Origin of the sequence: Marinobacterium sedimentorum, from assembly GCF_024267675.1 — a bacterium.
GTDB classification, from domain to species: Bacteria; Pseudomonadota; Gammaproteobacteria; order Pseudomonadales; family Balneatricaceae; genus Marinobacterium_A; species Marinobacterium_A sedimentorum.
Genome location: NZ_JALDYX010000002.1, coordinates 427,185 through 445,740 on the forward strand (window position 1 = coordinate 427,185; position 18,556 = coordinate 445,740).

Genomic DNA, 18,556 nt, shown 5'->3' on the forward strand with positions numbered 1-18,556 from the left:
GCTGATAAAGCCCGGGAATAGGACTGCTGAAGTGGAGCGGCTGGAATGGAGATGTTTGAGTGCAGCGGCCGGGATAGAACTCCAACAGAAAGCTATCAAGGAGAAAAGAGGGCCCGTCTGTGCAGTGCTGCGAACTTTAAGCACAGAGGGCCCCGGGGAGGCTATTTGGCCTTGAGGGCTTTCTCGATGGGTTCTGGCTGGAACAGCGGCTTTTTCATTACCAGCTTGATCCAGGCAACGGCGATGACCGATACCACGCCCAGCACCATGCCCGCGGCCCCGAAGATCTGGCCGCTCAGTTCAGGCGCCGGAGAGGCGTAATAGATGGCGTAGATCATGCCGCCGATACCGACGATCTGGGGCAGCGGGTAGAAGGGCGTCTTGTAGGGCCTTTCCAGGTTCGGGTAGCGACGGCGCAGCGCTATAACATTGACGTGGGTGATGATGTACGCCAGCAGCCAGGCGATGGCGGCGGAGATCAGCAGCAGGCCGATCGCATCGGGGTTAGCTCCCATCAGCACCATGGGCAGCCCGGTCACGGCGGCGACAAAGAGGACCGCAACCCAGGGCGTGTTGGTGCCCGGTGTGAGTTTTTTCAGTTGCGGAAATGCCTGGCCGTTCTGCGCCATGCCGTAGAGCATGCGGGGAATGGCAGCCAGCGAGGTATTGAGGGTACTGCAGGTGGCCGTTACCGCGGCAATGGCCAGGAAGGTCAGGCCAATATCGCCAAACACGGCCTTGGCGTAGTCGTAATGGGGCAGGGGTGAGGCCGCCAGATCATCGGCCGGGATGTAAAAGAGCGCACCCAGACAGTAGATGGTGATGGTCACAAAGATAATGGTCACGCCCAGCAGCATGGAGCGGGGAATATCCCGCGTCGGATTCTTTGCCTCTTCAACCAGCGGACAAACGAACTCGGCACCCACGTAGCCCCAGATCGCCAGTGCGACCAGGGTGATGACGCCTGAGCCCATGGGGTTCCAGCTTGCCGTGAGAGAAATACCTTCGGTATGGGGGGTTGCGATGCCGAACAGGGCGCTCAGCCCCAGCATCAGCAGCACCAGTACCATAATGAACGCCAGCACGGACTGGAGTTTGGCAAACAGATCAATGCCCAGCAGGTTCAGCACCGTAAAGATGGCCAGCAGTCCAAAGCCGACGGTCATGGGCGGGAAAACGCCGGGATAGATTTTTTCAAGAATGAAATCGACCAGCAGCAGCTCGGCGGAAAGCGCGAACATGGCAACCACCACATAGCCCGAGAAGACCGCGAGAATGGCGGGAAACTGACCGATCGCCACCTCCGTATAGCTGCTCAGGCTGCCAGCGCGGGGGATCATCAGCGACAGTTCGGAGAAGGAATAGACGTAGGTCAGGGCCAGGATATAGCCCAGTGCCAGTGGAATGATAAAGCCAAGGCCCGCGATGCCGGTGCCCTGAAGCATCAGTACCATGACGCCCTGGGAGACGACGAGCCCGACCGCGACGGCGAGCAAGGAGCCAAGTCCCAGTATGCGCTTGAAACCTGTTTTTTCGGCCGGTCGGCTGGCTGTATGATCGCCGGCGGCATAAGCAGTGTGTTCGGACATTGTTAGCTCCTGAGTATTTTTTATAGTTGTCCTGTCCCGGTTGGCTGTCAATCATGGGGTTTTGCGGTTTGCCCCTGGCGTGGTGCAGATTCTGAAATCTGATTCATCGCCGGATTGGCCCCTGACACGGGAACCGGGTGTCATCACATAGGTTGTGCAGAATGCTGGTCGGATATTGGCTGCAAGGGCTCCTTGTGCTGCGAGGTTATGGGATGCTGAGTCGTTCGATCAGCCGGCCCATGAAGGCCTGGCACTGCTCGATCTGACACTGCTCGATAAATTCATCCGGCTTGTGGCCCTGATCCATGCTGCCGGGGCCACATACCAGGGTTGGAATCTGCAGCGCCTGGCTGAAGAGGCCGCCTTCGGTGCCGAAGTTGATATTCCCCAGGCGGGCATCGCCAGGGGCCGGGCGGCCTGTGAGCTGCGACACGAAGGCAATGGCTTCGCTGTCTTCAGCCGTGCTGAGCCCCGGGTACTCGCTGGTGATGTCGATATCAATGCCGCAGCTGTCATCCAGCTGGTGCATTTCCCTGAGCTGTACATCCGCCTGGGTGCGTAATTCGGCCAGCAGATCGCGGGGATCCTCGGCGGCGATATTGCGCATCTCGAACACAAAGCTGCAGTGATCCGGCACTATATTCAGTGCCGTGCCACCCTGAACGGTGCCGGTGTGGATGCTGCTGAAGGGAATGTCATAGCCGGCCTCGAAGGGGCCCTGCTGCTGGCGTTTTTTTGCCTGCTGTTCGAGCCAGACGATCAGCCGGGCGGCATGGTTGACGGCATTGACACCCTCTGGCGCCATGCCGGAGTGGCAGGCCTTGCCCCGCACCGTCACGCGTGCCGCAAGCTTGCCCTTGTGCTTGTTGACCACCTGCATGCGGGTAGGCTCGCCGATAATGCAGAGCCCAGGCTTGATCGGCTGCTGGCGCAGGCTCTCGATCAGCCGGCGCACGCCGACACAGCCGATTTCCTCGTCATAGGACAACGCCAGATGGATAGGTGTGTGCAGCGGGGCCGCCTGCATGGCGGGCACGGCGGCCAGCGCCACGGCGATAAAGCCCTTCATGTCGGCGCTACCACGGCCGTAGAGCCGGCCGTTGTCTTCGCTCAGGCTATGGGGTGGCCGGGTCCAGTGCTGGCCGGTGACCGGCACCGTATCGGTATGGCCCGAGAGCATGACACCGGCACGGCCGGCAGGGCCGATGGTTGCATAGAGGTTGGCCTTGGTTTCGTCTTCGTTGAAGATCAGCTCGCTCTTGACGCCGTGTCGGGAGAGATAGCCCTGCACCCAGGCCATCAGTGCCAGGTTGGAGCGGGCGCTGGTGGTATCAAAACCAATCAGCTGGCGCAGAATGTCGAGGGACGAGGCACCCTTTAGGCAATGGTTCATGGCGTTATGCACGGGATCTCCGGGCCGCATCGCGGCGCTGCAATATTGAATCCAGACTACTCATCCCCCGGCACACCGAAGGATTCGGCATCCGATGGCGTGCTGGCGCGGGTGATGTAGGCCTGCATCTGTGGTGCGTAGCGCGTCCAGAGGCTGCGCAACTCAAGGATTGGCTGCTCGCGCCAGTCGACCCGCAGGTCCACTACCGGCCAGCTGGGCTCAGCACATATTTTCAGACCTGCGGAGTACACCGGGCCCATTTCGCCGCCCGCCGCCAGGCCCGCCTCCAGTGCTTGCAGCAGGCGGTCTGCCAGGTGGCCACGGCTGCTTTCGAAGGCCCCGATCATGGCCTGGGGCACCGCTGCGTTGGCCAGCAGGTTGCCCATGGCCAGACAGTGTCTGCCCTCCGCGGTGGCGTGGATGCCAAGCGCCCGGGTGCCGCTGAAGGTGGCGGTCTCACCGCGGGCGTTGACTAGGCCAAGCTGGCGCCATTGCACGTCGGTATCGGCGCAGGCCTGGGCCTTCAGAACCTGCGCGGGGGCCAGGCCCTCGCGCAGCAGCTTGAGGCCGAGCGAGCCCAGCGCCGGATTGGTGACGTTCTGCGTCAGGGCCACGCCGGTGCCGCTGTCGACCCAGGCGCAGCGGCTGGCAACGCCGATGCTGGACGATGTAATGGCACAGCCCAGCATGCCGGTGTCGGGGCAGAATCCTGCGACGGAGAAGGTCATAGCGCCTCCGAATCGGGAATCACCGCGATGACATCGATCTCCATCAGCCATTCCGGCTGTGCCAGCCCTGCGACAACAAGGCCGGTTGAAATCGGATAGACGCCCTTGAGCCAACGCCCGACCTCGCGGTAAACGGGCTCGCGAAAACGCGGATCGGTGATGTAGGTGGTGGTTTTGACGATATGACTCATGTCGGAGCCGGCTTCTTCGAGCAACTGCCTGACGTTTTTCATCGCCTGCTCGGACTGGGCGCGCGGGTCGCCCAGGCCCACCAGCGTGCCGTTGAAATCGGTGCCGACCTGACCGCGGACATAGACGGTGTTGCCGGCCCGGACGGCCTGGCACAGATCGTTGTCCAGGGTCTGGTTCGGATAGGTTTCCCTGGTGTTGAACATGCGGATGCGAGTGTGCGTGGGCATCAAGGTGCTCCCGTGATGGTGATAGATGGAATGTTCAAAATGCCGGCTGGTTTGTCGTTGTGATCAGCTTTCTGTCTGGCGCTGCGTGGCATCGCGGTAGGCCAGGTAGGAGCGCTGCGTGGCGATATGACCGGCAATATGCTTGGCGTCGTGCCATACGCCCCAGATAAAGGAGGAGCCACGACGTGACAGCCAGGGCAGGCCCACGAAATAGATGCCAGGCTCGCAGGAGACACCGCGCTGATGCTGCGGCTTGCCGTTGTCGTCAAACGCATTGACGTTGAGCCAGCTGTAGTCGGTTGCAAAGCCGGTGGCCCAGATGATCGTGCTGATGCCGGCTTGCGCCAGATCCAGCTCAAGAATGGGGTGGGTTACGCAGTCCGGATCCGGCAAGCGGTTACGGGCTTGCGGCTCCGGCGGCAGGTCGAGCCCATTGCGGGCAATATAGGCATCGGCGGCATCCAGCAACCCCAGGTAGTTCTCATCGCCGCGTGCAAGGTTGCTCGCAAGGTCTTCCTGGAAGCTCACGAGATTCCCGTTGAAGGATTTAGTCAGGCCAACCAGGGTCACCCCCTGATGGGCAAGGCCGCGGAAATCCACGGTATGGCCGCCACGGGCGCCGCTCACGGCAATGGTGACGTGCTCGGTGCCAGGCGCAAGGCCCTCGGCATCCCAGCCGCCCAGAACGCCCAGCCACCAGCAGAAATCACGCTTGCGATAGGCCCGCGGCGGACGATCGTGGGCACCGACAGAGAGGTAAACCTGCTTGCCGGCACGCTGCAGTTCATCCGCAATCTGCACGCCTGATGAACCGGCGCCCACCACCAGCACGGCACCCTCTGGCAGCAGCTCAGGGTTGCGGTATTCAGCGGAATGCATCTGCGTGATGTTCGTATCGCTGGGGGCGATCGGCGGGATCACCGGGTGCTGGAAGGGGCCGGTTGCGGCCACCACGCGGTTGGCCTCAATCACGCCTTCGGAGGTTTCGATGGTGAATCCCGGTCGGCCGGTATTGCGGTTAACCGACTTCACTTCCACGCCGGTGCGGATAGGGGCGTTGATGTGTTTGGCATAGGCTTCGAAATAGTCCGCCACCCGCTCCTTGGGGGCAAAGGCGTCGGGGTCGACATCGTCAAAGTCCAGGCCCGGAAAGCGGTCGTGCCAGGCCGGTCCATTGGCAACCAGGGAATCCCAGCGTCCGGTGCGCCATTTTTCGGCGATACGATTGCGCTCCAGCACCAGATGGGGAACGCCGAGCTTGCCAAGGTGCTCACTCATGGCCACGCCGGCCTGACCGGCGCCCACAACAAGCGTATCTATTTCTATTTTTTCAACTGTCATGTCTGTGTCCTTCTGGATGGCGGTTTGATTCAGGGCGGTCATGACTTGCCTTCTGGGTTTGGAAACAGACTATGACGCGGCGTTGGATAGTTAAAATATTATTAACTTAAGATATGGATATGAATTATTGATACAGTGATGGCAGCACTATGTCAGGAGAGCAACACCATGCGCTTTACCCTCAAGCACCTGCGGTACTTTGTGGTGGCGGGCGAGATGAGCAGCGTCACCCGGGCTGCCGAAAGTCTGCATGTCTCCCAGCCCTCGATCTCATCGGCCATCCTGCATCTGGAGGACGTCACCGGCCTGCAGCTGTTTGTGCGTCACCACGCCCAGGGATTGTCACTCACGCCCTCGGGCAGGCAATTCATCCGCAAGGCCAAGCAGCTGCTGGCCGAGGCTGATGGCCTGGTGCACTACGCCAGTACCCTGGGCAGTGATGTGGCGGGGTCCTTGCGCATCGTTGGTTTTCCGACCTTCACACCCATACTGGTGCCGGGGCTCATCAAGCGTTTCGTCGATGCCTATCCGGCGGTCAAGGTGCACTGCGATGAAAAACATCAGAAGGACATTATCCAGAGTCTGCATGATGGTCGGTACGAGCTTGCCCTGACCTACGATATGCAGATTCCGGCGGATATTGAGTTCGAACCGCTGATGGAGTTTCCACCCTATGCGGTGGTGGGCAGGAATCATCCGCTGGCGGATCGCAAGGAAGTCTCGCTGCACGAACTGGCGCCGCTGCCCATGGTGTTGCTGGACTGGCCCATGAGCCGGGAGTACTTCTATTCGCTGTTTCTGAGCCTTGAACTGGAGCCAGATTTCGCCTATCCGGCCGAATCCCTGGGCATGGTGCGCGGTCTGGTGGGCAATGGTTTTGGCTATACGCTGTTCAACAGCCCTATGGCCTGCAACCTGGCCTTTGACGGTACCGAGCTGGTGGCCATACCGCTGACGGAAAAGCTGCTCCCGCTGCGCATGGGGGTCGCGCGTCTGCGGCAGTATCGCCTCACGCCTGCGGCGGGCGCCTTTATCAAGCATCTGGAAGACCAGGTACGGGAGCTGTCGAGCAGCGTGTTCGAGGATAAGCGTTTTTACCGGCTGCTGACTGACTAATGCCCCTGGCAGCTCACAGAGGCGTCGAATCACCAGCATATGAAAAACAAATGCAATTCTAATAATTAAGATATTTTACAAATACTGATGCGCTTTTTAGGCTGGTGGGGTGAAACATCGAACGCCTTGTTCGAGTTTCCATCCCAAGACCAGCCAACGATGTAGAGACCGCATCGGAGTAGCCCATGAACGCCATCAGCAAGAAGCCGATCAAAAACGCACCGCCGCAGGCGACAGCCAGCCAACCCCCAATCGCCGCCCTGTCTGACCGCAAGACCGCAACGCCCTCGGCCCTGTGCGAGAGCCCAGCTGTTACAGCGCCGCGAGCAGAGCCAACAAGGCGCGAGCAAGACCTGCTGGGCGAACGCGATCTGCCGCAGAGCGCCTATTACGGCGTGCAGACCCTGCGGGCGGTGGAGAATTTTGCCGTGACCGGTATTACGCTGAGGCACTTTCCCAAGCTGGTGATCGCCCTGGCGATGGTGAAAAAGGCCGCGGCCCTGGCCAATCGCAGGCTTGGGCAGCTGGATGAGTCGCGCAGCACGGTCATCTGCCAGGCCTGTGATGAAATCATCGCCGGACGCTGGCATGAGCACTTCGTCGTTGATGTGATTCAGGGCGGTGCCGGCACCTCGACCAACATGAACGCCAATGAAGTCATTGCCAACCGGGCGCTGGAACTGATGGGGCATGCCCGGGGCGACTACCAGCAACTGCACCCCAACAATCACGTCAACCTGTCCCAGTCCACCAATGATGTTTACCCCAGCGCCATCCGGCTCTGTATCCTGCTCAGTTACGAGGGCTATACCCAGGCTCTGGGGGATCTGTGCTACGAGCTGAAACACAAGTCGGTGGAGTTTTCCGATGTCATCAAGATGGGCCGCACCCAGTTGCAGGATGCCGTGCCCATTACCCTGGGGCAGGAGTTTGGCGGCTGGTACGCCACGCTCAAGGAAGATATCGAGGAAATGCGGGACGTGGTGGAGTATTTCCGCGAGATCAACATGGGCGCCACCGCCATAGGTACCGGCATCAACACGGACCCGGACTATTCCAGCCTGGTGATCGAGGAGCTGTGCCGGATTTCCGGCAAGTCGCTGGTGCCGGCACGCAACCTGATTGAAGCCACCTCCGACATGGGCGCCTTTGTTACCTTTTCCAGTGTGCTTAAACGCAACGCCATCAAGCTGTCCAAGGTGTGTAATGACCTGCGCCTGCTTTCCAGCGGCCCACGGGCAGGCTTGCAGGAAATCAACCTGCCGTCCATGCAGCCGGGCAGTTCCATCATGCCGGGCAAGGTGAATCCGGTGATTCCGGAAATGGTGAATCAGGTGGCCTACCAGATTATCGGTAACGACATTACCGTGACCATGGCGGCGGAAGCCGGCCAGTTGCAGCTCAATGTCATGGAACCGGTGATCGCCTTCAATGTACTGCAGTCGCTGCAGCTTCAGATTCGCGCCATCCGCGCCCTGGCGGAGAAATGTATCCGAGGTATCAGCGCCAACCGTGAGCACTGTCGCGATACGGTGAACAACAGCATCGGCATCATCACGGCCCTGAACCCCTACATCGGTTATGAAAACGCCAGCCGTATCGCCAAACAGGCGGTGGCGAGCGGCCAGAGCGTGCGCGACATTGTACTCAGTGAAGGACTCTTAAACGCGCTGGAGCTGGATGACATTCTCAGTGCGGAAAACATGACCCAGCCGCGGCGCCTGAAAAAAAACACTCAAATCAAAACCGTTGCCTGACCCCAAGGAGACACCCATGACGGACAAGAACAAGGATTACTGGCTTGGCCTGCAGGCCAGGACCGAACTTCGCACCCAGGCCTGGATCGACGGCCGCTTCGTGCCGGCCAGCGATGGCCAGCGCTATGACACCCGCAATCCCGCCACCGGTGCGCTGCTCGCGCACATGAGCGCCTGCACGGCAGAGGATGTCGACAGGGCGGTGCGGGCGGGAAGACGCAGCTTTGAGGCGGGTGTCTGGTGCGATGCAGCACCGGCGCAGCGCAAGGCGGTCATCAAACGCCTGGCGGCGCTGATTCGGGAAAACGCCGATGAGCTGGCGCTGCTCGAAACCCTCAATGTCGGCAAGCCGGTGCAGGAATCGCTGAATATCGATATCCAGGGCGCGGCCGGCTGCTTCGAGTGGTATGCAGAAGCCGCCGACAAGCTCTACGGCGAAGTGGCACCCACCGATGGCAATAATATCGCCACCATTACCCGCGAACCCGTTGGTGTGGTGGCGGCGGTGGTGCCCTGGAACTTCCCGCTGGATATCGCCGCCTGGAAGCTGGCGCCCGCGCTGATCAGCGGCAACTCGGTGGTGCTTAAACCTGCTGAACAGTCGCCACTAACCGCCCTGCGCCTGGCTGAACTTGCAAAAGAAGCCGGCCTGCCGGATGGCGTCCTCAACGTGGTGACAGGGCTGGGTGACGTGGTCGGCAAGGCGCTGGGGCTGCACATGGATGTCGACTGCCTGGCCTTTACCGGCTCCACCGCCGTCGGCAAGCTGTTTATGGGCTATGCGGCGCAATCCAACATGAAGCAGGTGTGGCCGGAAACCGGCGGAAAGAGCCCGAACCTCATCTTTGCCGACTGTGATCTGGATGCGGCGGTGGAAAACGCCGCCAATGGCATCTTCTTCAACCAGGGTGAAGTCTGCTCGGCCAACTCCCGCATCCTGGTGGAGCGCAGCATCCACGCCGCCTTTATCGAGAAGTTCGTTGCCTGCGCCCGCGCCCTCAAGGTGGGTGATCCGCTGGACAGTGATACCCGTGTGGGCGCCCTGATCGACAGCAATCACGCAGGTCATGTGCGCCAGCATATCGAAAAGGCCGAGCAGCAGGGCGCGCGTTTGCTGACAGGCGGAGCGGGTGATCCTGACAGCAACCAGGTTGCACCGACCATCTTTGATGGCGTGACAACGGATATGTCCATAGCCCGGGATGAGGTCTTTGGTCCGGTTGCCGCCGTGATCGTCTTCGATGATGAAGCCCAGGCACTGCAGATCGCCAATGATTCCATCTATGGCCTGGCCGCCTCGGTATGGACCACAAACCTCAACCGCGCCCACCGGGTCGCCCGCAAGCTGCGTGCCGGCACCGTCTCGGTCAACACCATGGATGCACTGGACTTCAGCACGCCCTTCGGCGGCTACAAGCAGTCGGGCTTTGGCCGCGACCTGTCGCTGCACGCACTGGACAAGTTCACCCAGCTGAAAACCACCTGGATCAAGATCGGCTAATTCAGCCGCGCCTCTAGCAGGTGGTTTTTCAACGGCCGGTTTGGGGCGCATGTTTCAGGAGCGCAACTTACGAAGGCCAGCACGGTGTCTGTTCAGACGCAAGCTGGCCTTTGTGCTGTATAGAAATCCGATAAATTTATATGCGTATCGCACTACATGTACAGATTTATGCAAAACCTATACATGTAGTTCGGCTTATGTGTAGTTAAGGCAGAATTCTGAACAAAGGATTGGAACAGCGAATGCTCACTCGGATAACGAATCTGCCTCTTGCGAACATTGCTGCGCTGTAAACCCGTGCCGTGCTCAAGAAGACGGCGCAGGCGCATCGCTTCCTCGCCGAGCTCAAGGGTGTCGCTGCCAGTAAGCGTGCCTGACTAGAAATTGATGTTTTTTGGTGGAAGGTCGGTTTCCTCCAAGTTGAAGAGAGCCTGTGCTCATGAGTGCTGGCCGGCAATGCCCCGGCCCGACCTTGCCTGGGTACGGGCTGCACGGGAACTCAGCATAGACCGCGCACTTACCCGCCTGAGCGCGTCGCATCCTAAATGGCCCGCCGGCAGTGCTGGCGGGCTTTAGCGACAGACCGCTTAACGTGGCGCGTTGAGGCGCAGGTTCATGTGTCGGTTGACGTCTTTGTACAGCAGGTAGCGGAAGCGGCCCGGACCGCCGGCGTAACAGGCCTGGGGGCAGAACGCGCGCAGCCACATGAAGTCACCGGCCTCGACCTCGACCCAGTCCTGATTCAGACGATATACCGCTTTGCCTTCCAGTACATAGAGACCGTGCTCCATGACGTGGGTTTCGGCAAACGGGATAATGCACCCAGGCTCAAAGGTGACGATATTCACATGCATGTCATGGCGCATGTCGTTCATGTCGACGAAGCGGGAGGTGACCCAGCGACCGTCGGTGTCGGGCATCGCGATTGGCTCGATATCCTGTTCGTTGGTGACGAAGGCTTCGGGATGAGGCACGCCTTCGACCGCCTGGTAGTACTTGCGGATCCAGTGGAAGCGTACCGCATGATCGCTGTTATTGCGCAGACGCCAGTCGGCTGCCGGCGGGATGAAGGCATAACCGCCCGGTTGCAGGCGATGGTCCTTGCCTTGCAGCGTCAGCTCGACTTCGCCCTCGACTACGAAGAGGACTGCTTCTGCGTTCGGGTCCTGCTCCGGCTTGTCGCTGCCGCCGCCGGGGCTGACTTCGACGATGTACTGGGAGAAGGTTTCGGCGAAACCGGACAGCGGTCGCGCCAGAACCCAAAGCCGGGTGTTGTCCCAGAAGGGCAAGTGGCTGGTGACGATGTCCCGCATTACACCCTTGGGAATAACGGCGTAGGCTTCGGTGAACATCGCGCGGTCGGTCAGCAGTTCGTGTTGGCTCGGATGCCCGCCCTGGGGGGCGTAATAGCTGGTCTTAGACATGAATGCCTCTTTGGTTGGTGGTCTTGATCCGCGATCGCGTGTCCTGAACCAGAAATGCCCTCACTGGAAGAGCCGGGTAAGGGGGCCGGGATCGGTCACAGTGGCTAATGCCTGTAAGGTGCGCGCTTGGGCGCCACTCGCTGAGATGGGTATGTGGTCACACTCTATAGAATCAATAGATGTATTCACAAATTAAATATTTGGATGGATGCTATTCGATTTCCGAATAATTAACCGACACTCTCCTGGGAGCGTTACGGGTAAATAGAAAATGCCAAGTCTGCTTAGGGCTTCGCCTGCAAAATGCAGCATGAATGCAGGCGCTGCACCTGGCAGGTGCATAACTGTCTCTGGAAATTATTCAATCGAGCTAATGCTGCTCAATGACGAATTCGAAGCATTTAATTCGATATTTCCTGGTGCTTAATTGGCATCCAGTCGAAACAGCGCAGGCCCTAGAGTAGTGGGCGCCTGCTTGTGGTGACTGTTATTGATCACAGGATCGATGGGCACGACTTCCAGCGCGCAGGGAAGGCTGGGCATCAGCAGCGGCATCAGGTGGTGTCCATCGATGGTCGGATCCAGCCAGCGCGCCCGCAAATCCGCCGGCAGCATTACCGGCTGGCGGTGGTGTATCTGCTCCATGCCGGGAGCCGCCACTGTGGTGATAATGGTGCAGCTGTGAATGGCCTCAGCGCCATGCCCCCATTGCTCCCACAGGCCTGCGAGGGCAAACACGCCAGAAACCGGCTGGATGGCATAGGGCTGCTTGTGACCCTCTTCGGTACGCCACTCGATGAAGGATGACGCCGGAATAATGCAGCGCTGGTGCTTGAGCGGGCCGCTAAATGCCTTGCTGGTGGCCAGCGTTTCGGCCTTGGCATTGAACATCGAATAACGTGTGTCAGGAACATGCGCCCAGTGCGGAATCAGCCACCAGCGCATGTCGATAAGTTCGTTCTGTTTGTCCAGCTGGCGTATCACCGGCACCTGCTCGGTGGGCGCCAGGTTATAGCGCGTGTGTATCCGCTTAGCGATACCCAGCTCATCGAGCAGCCCCTGGGTGAAAGGGTCGTCAATCACGTTGTAGCGTCCGCACATTTCTCAATACCCACGTAAACAATCCGTCTATAACAAGATAGCAAAGGAGATTGGGCTCACTAATGCAAGAGGGGGCCAGTCAATGCGTGTGGTGGCAGGCCAACGCCATTAAACGAATCAGAGGTCTATTTTAAATGGAATATGCCCGCTTTTGGTTGCAATAATGGCTATCAGGGATTGGGATTGGTGAGCCAAGTCACCGCGCCCTGGAGGTTTAATCCGGGCGCGGCGTGGAATGTTTCGGGCCATCCTAAGCCTGCCTGCATTCCATTGGGACGCTAGGAGCGTCTGATATGCAGTAAAGCAGGCCGGCGCTGATCTGCCCTTAGGATAAAGTCCTAAAAATGCAACGCGACGGCGAATTCCTGCAATGCGCTTTCGGTTGCAATGCAAGGCGTACACCGAGGTTTAAACCGACATGAAACACCCGCAGAAAGACAACTGCAAAACGGCACTGGCGAAGATCCATATTGGCAAAAAGTAGCTGGGGCTGGATGACGACACCTACCGCGATATGCTGCAGAGCCTCATAGGGCTGCGTAGTTGCAGGCCGCCGGCTTTCGTAGGAGCGGCGCCTCGTCGCGAATCCGCCTTGCAGGCCACAGCGCCTGAAACGCTCACCGACATCCAGCGCGCGGCGCGGTTTATGCACCTGCAGAAGCAGGCCTTCGGTGGCAAGGTGGAAGGCCAGAGCTTCGGCACAACCACCACCAGCCGCCCGCGCTTCAATATCTTCACTCTGGAACAGGATCTGGCCGATGCCCACTACCGCCTGGCAGGAACCACCATCGAACGCCTGGACTGGCAGAAAATCATCAGGAAGTACGACCGGCCCCACTCGCTGTTCTACTGCGATCCGCCGTACTGGCAAACCGAAGGCTACGGCGTCTCGTTCGGCTTTGACCACTACAAAGCCATGGCCGGGCTGGCATCAACGATAAAAGGCCAAATGATCATCAGCATCAATGAGCACCCCGACATCCGTGCGGTATTCTCCAAGCTGCAAGTTATCGAAATAGACTACCAGTACACCGTAGGCGGTAACGGCAAGCCCACCGACTGCGTCGAATTGGTCTTCGGTAACTGGAAAGAAAAGTCCAAACCACGTGGACAACAGGGATTATTTTGAATGGGACAGGACGATGTAGAGGGCACAGGCAAGGTGCCTTACCAACGCGGATTGGTGACGACTTCGCTGATCATCTTGGTGTATGTGATAGGGCAAGGCGAAATCAGTCCGAATCTGTCGGTTACGGTCATTGGTTTGACGCTTCACAATCCAGACGTTGTCGAATACGCCTTGGGTGGGGCTTGGCTGTGGTATTTCTGGCGTTTTATCGCCGCCAATCATTTTTCGCTCAAGCATGATGTGTGGGCCCTCGCTGGCCAAAATCTTCAGCACTCGGAATTTTACGACCGAATCTGTATGAGGCTTGGAGTCTCCGAGGACTACTGGAGGCTGGGGGAGGAGCGTGAGCGTGGTGTAACGTTGGTCCAAGTGGATGGTATTTTGGACTGGAAGTTTTCCAGAAACGAGCAAGATAAGACTACCGGAGGTATAAGCAGCCTCGACATGCAGGTACCACGTTCTAAGTTACTTGGCTGGAAGATGAGGACGTTGGCACGCTGGTGTCTGAGACACCCAAGTTTCGCCGATAAATACGTGCCTGCACTGTTGGGCATGGCGGCAGGTGCTACGGGTCTTGTGTATATCGACTTTTTTTCAGGTGGTTTGTAAATTTTCACCGGGTAGATTGCAAAAAAATGACCGAGTGTATGTTTGCAAACCATGCGGAGAAAATTTACAAACTGTGAGGCGGGCTACATCTATTGGGCATGTTTTTGTCGTATACGCTCAGTGGGACTGGCTAGCTTGGGCTTTCCCGTCACTGCGCTGTATAATGCCGGCCGTTTTTAGTGGCGGTGAAGTTATGGAAATCCTCGACGAAATCAAAACCTTTCTCGGTTGCGAGACGCCCGATGCCTGGGTTGATCTGGCGTTGCAGAATCAGGCGCTGCTGCTGATTGATCATGCCCATTGCGAGAAGAAGGCCGCGTCCACGGCCATGACGCTGATGTTCCGCTACGTGGATCGCATGGCGCTGCTGAACAAGATGTCGCGCCTGGCGCGGGAAGAGCTGATTCACTTCGAGCAGGTGCTGGCCATTATCGAGTCCCGCGGTATTGAGTATCAGCATCTGCAGTCGGCGCGCTATGCCGGCGGAATGCGGGCGGCGGTGCGCAACCATGAGCCGCAGCGGCTGATTGATGTGCTGATCGTGGGGGCCTTTATCGAGGCACGTTCCTGCGAGCGCTTTGCCAAAATCGGGCCTTTGCTGGATGCGGAGCTGGCGAAGTTTTATCGCTCACTGCTGAAATCAGAAGGGCGTCACTACCAGGATTACCTGACGCTGGCCCAAGATGCGGCTGGAGAGCCCATTGACGAGCGCGTTGCATTTTTCCGCAAGATTGAAAACGAGCTGATCCTGTCGAGTGACGATGAGTTCCGTTTTCACAGCGGTGTGCCGTCGGCGAACTGCGATACCACTATCGGCGTTTAATAGGCTGTTCAATACGACAGCGTAGGGCCGGTACTGGTGTGCAGCTTCAGGTTAATCGGTGCAGGCTGTCCTGCTATGATGTGACTCCATAAAGATGGACAGGCACCTAGATCACCTGCTCGAACGCCGCAGGTTTTACCCTGTTTCCCGGAATTCGCAGGCTCATTCCAGGCTACAAACTGCCTCGCGCCTGGTTCTTAAATCGGAAAGTCGATCAGCTGATAGCCGTTGTCATCGATCTGCAGATACCAGCCGTGGCTGTCCCAGTCACCCAGCACGATACGGGTTCCTGAGTGTTCGCCATCATTGGAAATGATCTGATGCTGGTGGATGGCGGGGCGGTGGGTATGGCCGTGGATCAGCAGGCTGACGCCGGCCTCCGTCAGCGCACTTGAGACCGCTTGTGGATTTACATCCATGATATCGGCGGATTTCTCGGCACCACGGGCCTTGCTGGCCGCACGCAGCTGTCGGGCAATGGCCAGACGCTCCTCCACGGTTTGAGACAGGAACTGTTGCTGCCAGGCGGGGTTGCGTACCTGGGTACGAAAGGCCTGGTATTCGGTGTCGTCGGTACAGAGCTGATCGCCGTGCATCAGCAGCGCCTGGCCGCCGGGCACGTCGATAAGCTGCTGATCGGGCAGGGCGCTGGCCCCCAAGGTGTCGAGAAACGCCTGCCCCACCAGAAAGTCGCGGTTACCGTGCTGAAAATAGAGCGCGGTACCGCGGGCCGACAAGGCTGCCAGCTCGTCGTAGATTGCATCCAGCCCGGGCATGGGCGCATCGTCCCCGATCCAGGCTTCAAAGATATCGCCCAGCAGGTAGAGCGCGTCCGCGCCCGGTGCGTCCTGTTGCAGAAACGCAAGAAAGGCCTGGCTCAGGTCCGGGCGTTCGGGGCGCAGGTGCAGATCGGCGACAAACAGCAGCGTCATGGTCAGCTCTTAGTCGGCGATGCGGGCAGATTCGATGATCACGTCTTCAGCCGGCACGTCCTGATGACCGCCGCGGGAGGTGGTTTTAACACCCTTGATCTTGTTGACCACGTCCATGCCATCGACAACCTTGGCGAAGACAGCGTAGCCCCAGCCCTGGGTGGTTTCAGCGGTGTGATCCAGGAAGGCGTTGTCCTTGACGTTGATAAAGAACTGGGCAGAGGCGGAGTGCGGGTCCATGGTGCGGGCCATGGACAGGGTGCCGGTGAGGTTCTTCAGGCCGTTGTTGGCTTCGTTCTCGATGTTGGCGCGGGTTTCCTTCTGTTTCATGCCGGGGGTGAAACCGCCGCCCTGCAGCATGAAACCGTCGATCACGCGGTGGAAGATTACGCCATCGTAGAAGCCATCGCGCACGTACTGCTCGAAGTTGGCGGCGGTTTTGGGCGCCTTGTCGTAATCGAGTTCGATGGAGATGTCGCCGTGGTTGGTCGAGAGAATAATCATTGCTTTAATTCCTGGGGTTTCGATTTTACGTGATCGGGGATCTCGAATAATCCGGCATTATACCCAAGGAGGCTTTCCGACAATACTCAACCTACTGCGAACTACCTGAGTTTGGCTTTTTTTATGCTGTTTTTCGTTAAATAGAACCACTATTCGCCTTAAAACATCCCTAAAATCAGCTCAAACCAGTTAGCTCTCGCTACGGCCTGCATTATCGGACAGCCTACAAGTGCGCCGGATTCGCATCACGAGTGTTCTGGTGCACGCTTGGTGGTGCTTTAGAACGCGCTCATTTTTTCGCCAGCCAAGGCGTGAGACGGAGTCATAGTGGGGCTACGGCGACAACGAACAACGCAGGATGGCGGGAAAAGGGGCCGTTATAATCTTCATATAGCGTGCAACAGTACACTAGGGGCCTGTATCGCTGCGGGTTAGTGTGATCAGCGGCCCGATACGTTTATAATGCTGCGACTTTTCATGCCGTCAGGACAGACTGGACACCAAGCCGACTATGAGCAAGCAAGATAACGTCAAGCCGACGAACTTTATCCATCAGATCATCGAGAGCGACATCGCGGACGAAAAGGTCGCCGGTGGTCAGGTCGTGACACGCTTCCCGCCAGAGCCCAACGGTTATCTGCATATCGGTCATGCCAAGTCGATCTGTCTGAACTTTGGCACTGCTGCCAAGTATCAGGGCCAGTGCAACCTGCGTTTTGACGATACCAACCCCGAAAAGGAGAGCCAGGAATACATCGACGCCATCGGCGAAGATGTTCGCTGGCTGGGCTTCAAGTGGGACGGCGATATCCGTTACACCTCCGACTATTTCGAACAGCTGTACCAGTGGGCTCTGTACCTGATCGCCAACGGCAAGGCCTATGTCGACAGCCTGAGCGCCCACGAAATGCGCGAGTTCCGTGGCAACCTCACAGAACCCGGCAAGAACAGCCCCTACCGTGATCGCAGCGTGGCAGAGAACCTTGAACTGTTTGAGCGCATGCGCAACGGCGAGTTCGATGAGGGCGACTGTGCACTGCGCGTCAAGATTGATATGGCGGCGCCCAACATGAACCTGCGCGATCCGGTGATTTACCGTATCCGCAAGGCGCACCATCACCAGACCGGCGACAAGTGGTGCATCTACCCGTCTTACGACTATGCCCACGGCCAGTCCGATGCGCTGGAAGGGGTGACCCATTCCATCTGCACGCTGGAATTTGAAGATCACCGCCCGTTGTACGACTGGTTCATCGCCAATCTGCCGGTGCCGGCCCAGCCGCGCCAGTACGAATTTGCCCGCCTGAACCTGAACTACACCATCACCAGCAAGCGCAAGCTCAAGCTGCTGGTGGATGAAAAGCACGTGGTGGGCTGGGATGACCCGCGCATGCCGACCATTTCCGGCCTGCGTCGTCGTGGCTTTACACCGGCGTCCATTCGCAATTTTTGCGACATGATCGGTGTGACCCGCTCCAACGGCGTGGTCGACATGGGCATGCTGGAATCGGCCGTACGTGATGATCTGGATGCCAATGCACCGCGCGCCATGTGTGTCACGCGCCCGCTCAAGGTCACCATCAGCAACTTCGCCGAAGGCGAGGAAGAGTGGTTCGAGCTGCCGGCGCATCCCAAGGATGAGTCCATGGGGCTGCGCAAGGTGTCCTTTGGTCGCAACCTGCTGATCGAACAGGAAGACTTTGAAGAAGAGAAGCCACGCAAGTGGAAGCGCCTGGCACCGGGCGATGCGGTGCGGCTGCGTGGCGCCTACGTCATCACCTGCAACGAGGTGGTCAAGGACGCCGACGGCAATGTGGTTGAGCTGATCTGCAGCTATGATCCAGCCACCAAGGGTGAAAACCCCACGGGCTACAAGCCCAATGGCGTGATTCACTGGGTCAATGCCGATAATTCCGTGCCCTGCGAAGTGCGCCTGTATGATCGCCTCTTTACCGAGGCCAACCCGGAAGCTGACAAGGCGGTGGATTTCCAGACCCACCTTAACCCTGGGTCGCTGGAAATACTGACCGACAGCCGCGTTGAGATCGGCCTCAAGCATGCGGTGGCCGAAGCCCACTATCAGTTTGAGCGTCTGGGGTATTTCTCGGTGGACAAGGATTCCGACGAGAGCCGCCTGGTGTTTAACCGCACCGTAACGCTGCGCGATTCCTGGGTGAAGATTCAGGCCAA

At 58.7% G+C, this 18,556-nt stretch carries 16 protein-coding genes; 7 read left to right on the forward strand and 9 right to left on the reverse strand.

Going from position 1 to position 18,556, the window contains the following annotated elements:
* Positions 1-161: 161 nt before the first annotated feature.
* From MRS74_RS04230 to MRS74_RS04250, 5 genes are all read right to left on the reverse strand, one after another.
* Complete coding sequence (locus MRS74_RS04230; RefSeq protein ID WP_254579029.1) at positions 162-1,589, reverse strand: APC family permease; 1,428 nt, start codon at positions 1,587-1,589, stop codon at positions 162-164.
* 205 nt (positions 1,590-1,794) lie between these two features.
* Positions 1,795-2,994, reverse strand: a complete 1,200-nt coding sequence (argE, locus tag MRS74_RS04235) for an acetylornithine deacetylase (RefSeq protein WP_254579030.1) — start codon at positions 2,992-2,994, stop codon at positions 1,795-1,797.
* A 44-nt stretch (positions 2,995-3,038) separates the two neighbouring features.
* On the reverse strand, positions 3,039-3,710 hold the full coding sequence (locus tag MRS74_RS04240; RefSeq protein WP_254579031.1) for a DUF1028 domain-containing protein: 672 nt from the start codon (positions 3,708-3,710) through the stop codon (positions 3,039-3,041).
* Entirely contained in the window at positions 3,707-4,129 is a 423-nt protein-coding gene (locus MRS74_RS04245) for a RidA family protein (protein WP_254579032.1), read from the reverse strand. The genes MRS74_RS04240 and MRS74_RS04245 overlap by 4 nt, the downstream gene beginning before the upstream one ends.
* A gap of 63 nt (positions 4,130-4,192) precedes the next feature.
* Positions 4,193-5,470, reverse strand: coding sequence for a flavin-containing monooxygenase (locus tag MRS74_RS04250; RefSeq protein WP_254579033.1), 1,278 nt, complete (start codon positions 5,468-5,470; stop codon positions 4,193-4,195).
* A gap of 138 nt (positions 5,471-5,608) precedes the next feature.
* Between MRS74_RS04250 and MRS74_RS04255 the strand changes: the two genes are divergently transcribed.
* The 3 genes from MRS74_RS04255 to MRS74_RS04265 all read left to right on the forward strand — a co-directional run bounded on the left by MRS74_RS04255 (position 5,609) and on the right by MRS74_RS04265 (position 9,844).
* Positions 5,609-6,586 carry a LysR family transcriptional regulator gene (locus MRS74_RS04255; protein WP_254579034.1) on the forward strand — a complete coding sequence of 326 codons (978 nt, stop codon included), beginning with the start codon at positions 5,609-5,611 and terminating at the stop codon, positions 6,584-6,586.
* Positions 6,587-6,771: 185 nt separating this feature from the next.
* Entirely contained in the window at positions 6,772-8,343 is a 1,572-nt protein-coding gene (gene aspA / locus MRS74_RS04260; RefSeq protein WP_254579035.1) for an aspartate ammonia-lyase, read from the forward strand.
* 16 nt (positions 8,344-8,359) lie between these two features.
* Positions 8,360-9,844 (forward strand): aldehyde dehydrogenase, encoded by a 1,485-nt coding sequence (locus tag MRS74_RS04265; protein WP_254579036.1) that lies wholly within the window; start codon positions 8,360-8,362, stop codon positions 9,842-9,844.
* Between the two features lie 587 nt (positions 9,845-10,431).
* Here the strand turns inward: MRS74_RS04265 and MRS74_RS04270 are convergent.
* Positions 10,432-11,268, reverse strand: a complete 837-nt coding sequence (locus MRS74_RS04270) for a bifunctional allantoicase/(S)-ureidoglycine aminohydrolase (protein WP_254579037.1) — start codon at positions 11,266-11,268, stop codon at positions 10,432-10,434.
* A gap of 423 nt (positions 11,269-11,691) precedes the next feature.
* Complete coding sequence (locus MRS74_RS04275) at positions 11,692-12,369, reverse strand: SOS response-associated peptidase (RefSeq protein ID WP_254579038.1); 678 nt, start codon at positions 12,367-12,369, stop codon at positions 11,692-11,694.
* Positions 12,370-12,883: 514 nt separating this feature from the next.
* On the opposite strand from MRS74_RS04275, the gene MRS74_RS04280 reads away from it, so the two are divergent.
* The 3 genes from MRS74_RS04280 to MRS74_RS04290 all read left to right on the forward strand — a co-directional run bounded on the left by MRS74_RS04280 (position 12,884) and on the right by MRS74_RS04290 (position 14,930).
* Positions 12,884-13,498, forward strand: coding sequence for a DNA adenine methylase (locus MRS74_RS04280; RefSeq protein ID WP_256557771.1), 615 nt, complete (start codon positions 12,884-12,886; stop codon positions 13,496-13,498).
* Positions 13,499-14,107: a hypothetical protein gene (locus MRS74_RS04285; RefSeq protein ID WP_254579040.1), complete on the forward strand. Its 609-nt coding sequence runs from the start codon at positions 13,499-13,501 to the stop codon at positions 14,105-14,107.
* Positions 14,108-14,300: 193 nt separating this feature from the next.
* Entirely contained in the window at positions 14,301-14,930 is a 630-nt protein-coding gene (locus MRS74_RS04290; RefSeq protein ID WP_254579041.1) for a MiaE family protein, read from the forward strand.
* A gap of 197 nt (positions 14,931-15,127) precedes the next feature.
* On the opposite strand, the gene MRS74_RS04295 is transcribed toward MRS74_RS04290, so the two are convergent.
* Positions 15,128-15,862 (reverse strand): UDP-2,3-diacylglucosamine diphosphatase, encoded by a 735-nt coding sequence (locus MRS74_RS04295; RefSeq protein WP_254579042.1) that lies wholly within the window; start codon positions 15,860-15,862, stop codon positions 15,128-15,130.
* A 9-nt stretch (positions 15,863-15,871) separates the two neighbouring features.
* The gene (locus tag MRS74_RS04300; protein WP_254579043.1) at positions 15,872-16,366 is read right to left on the reverse strand and encodes a peptidylprolyl isomerase; all 495 of its coding nucleotides are present in this window, start codon (positions 16,364-16,366) and stop codon (positions 15,872-15,874) included.
* 511 nt (positions 16,367-16,877) lie between these two features.
* Here MRS74_RS04300 and MRS74_RS04305 point away from each other — a divergent pair.
* The coding region (locus MRS74_RS04305; RefSeq protein WP_254579044.1) for a glutamine--tRNA ligase/YqeY domain fusion protein at positions 16,878-18,556 on the forward strand (1,679 nt) is incomplete at its 3' end.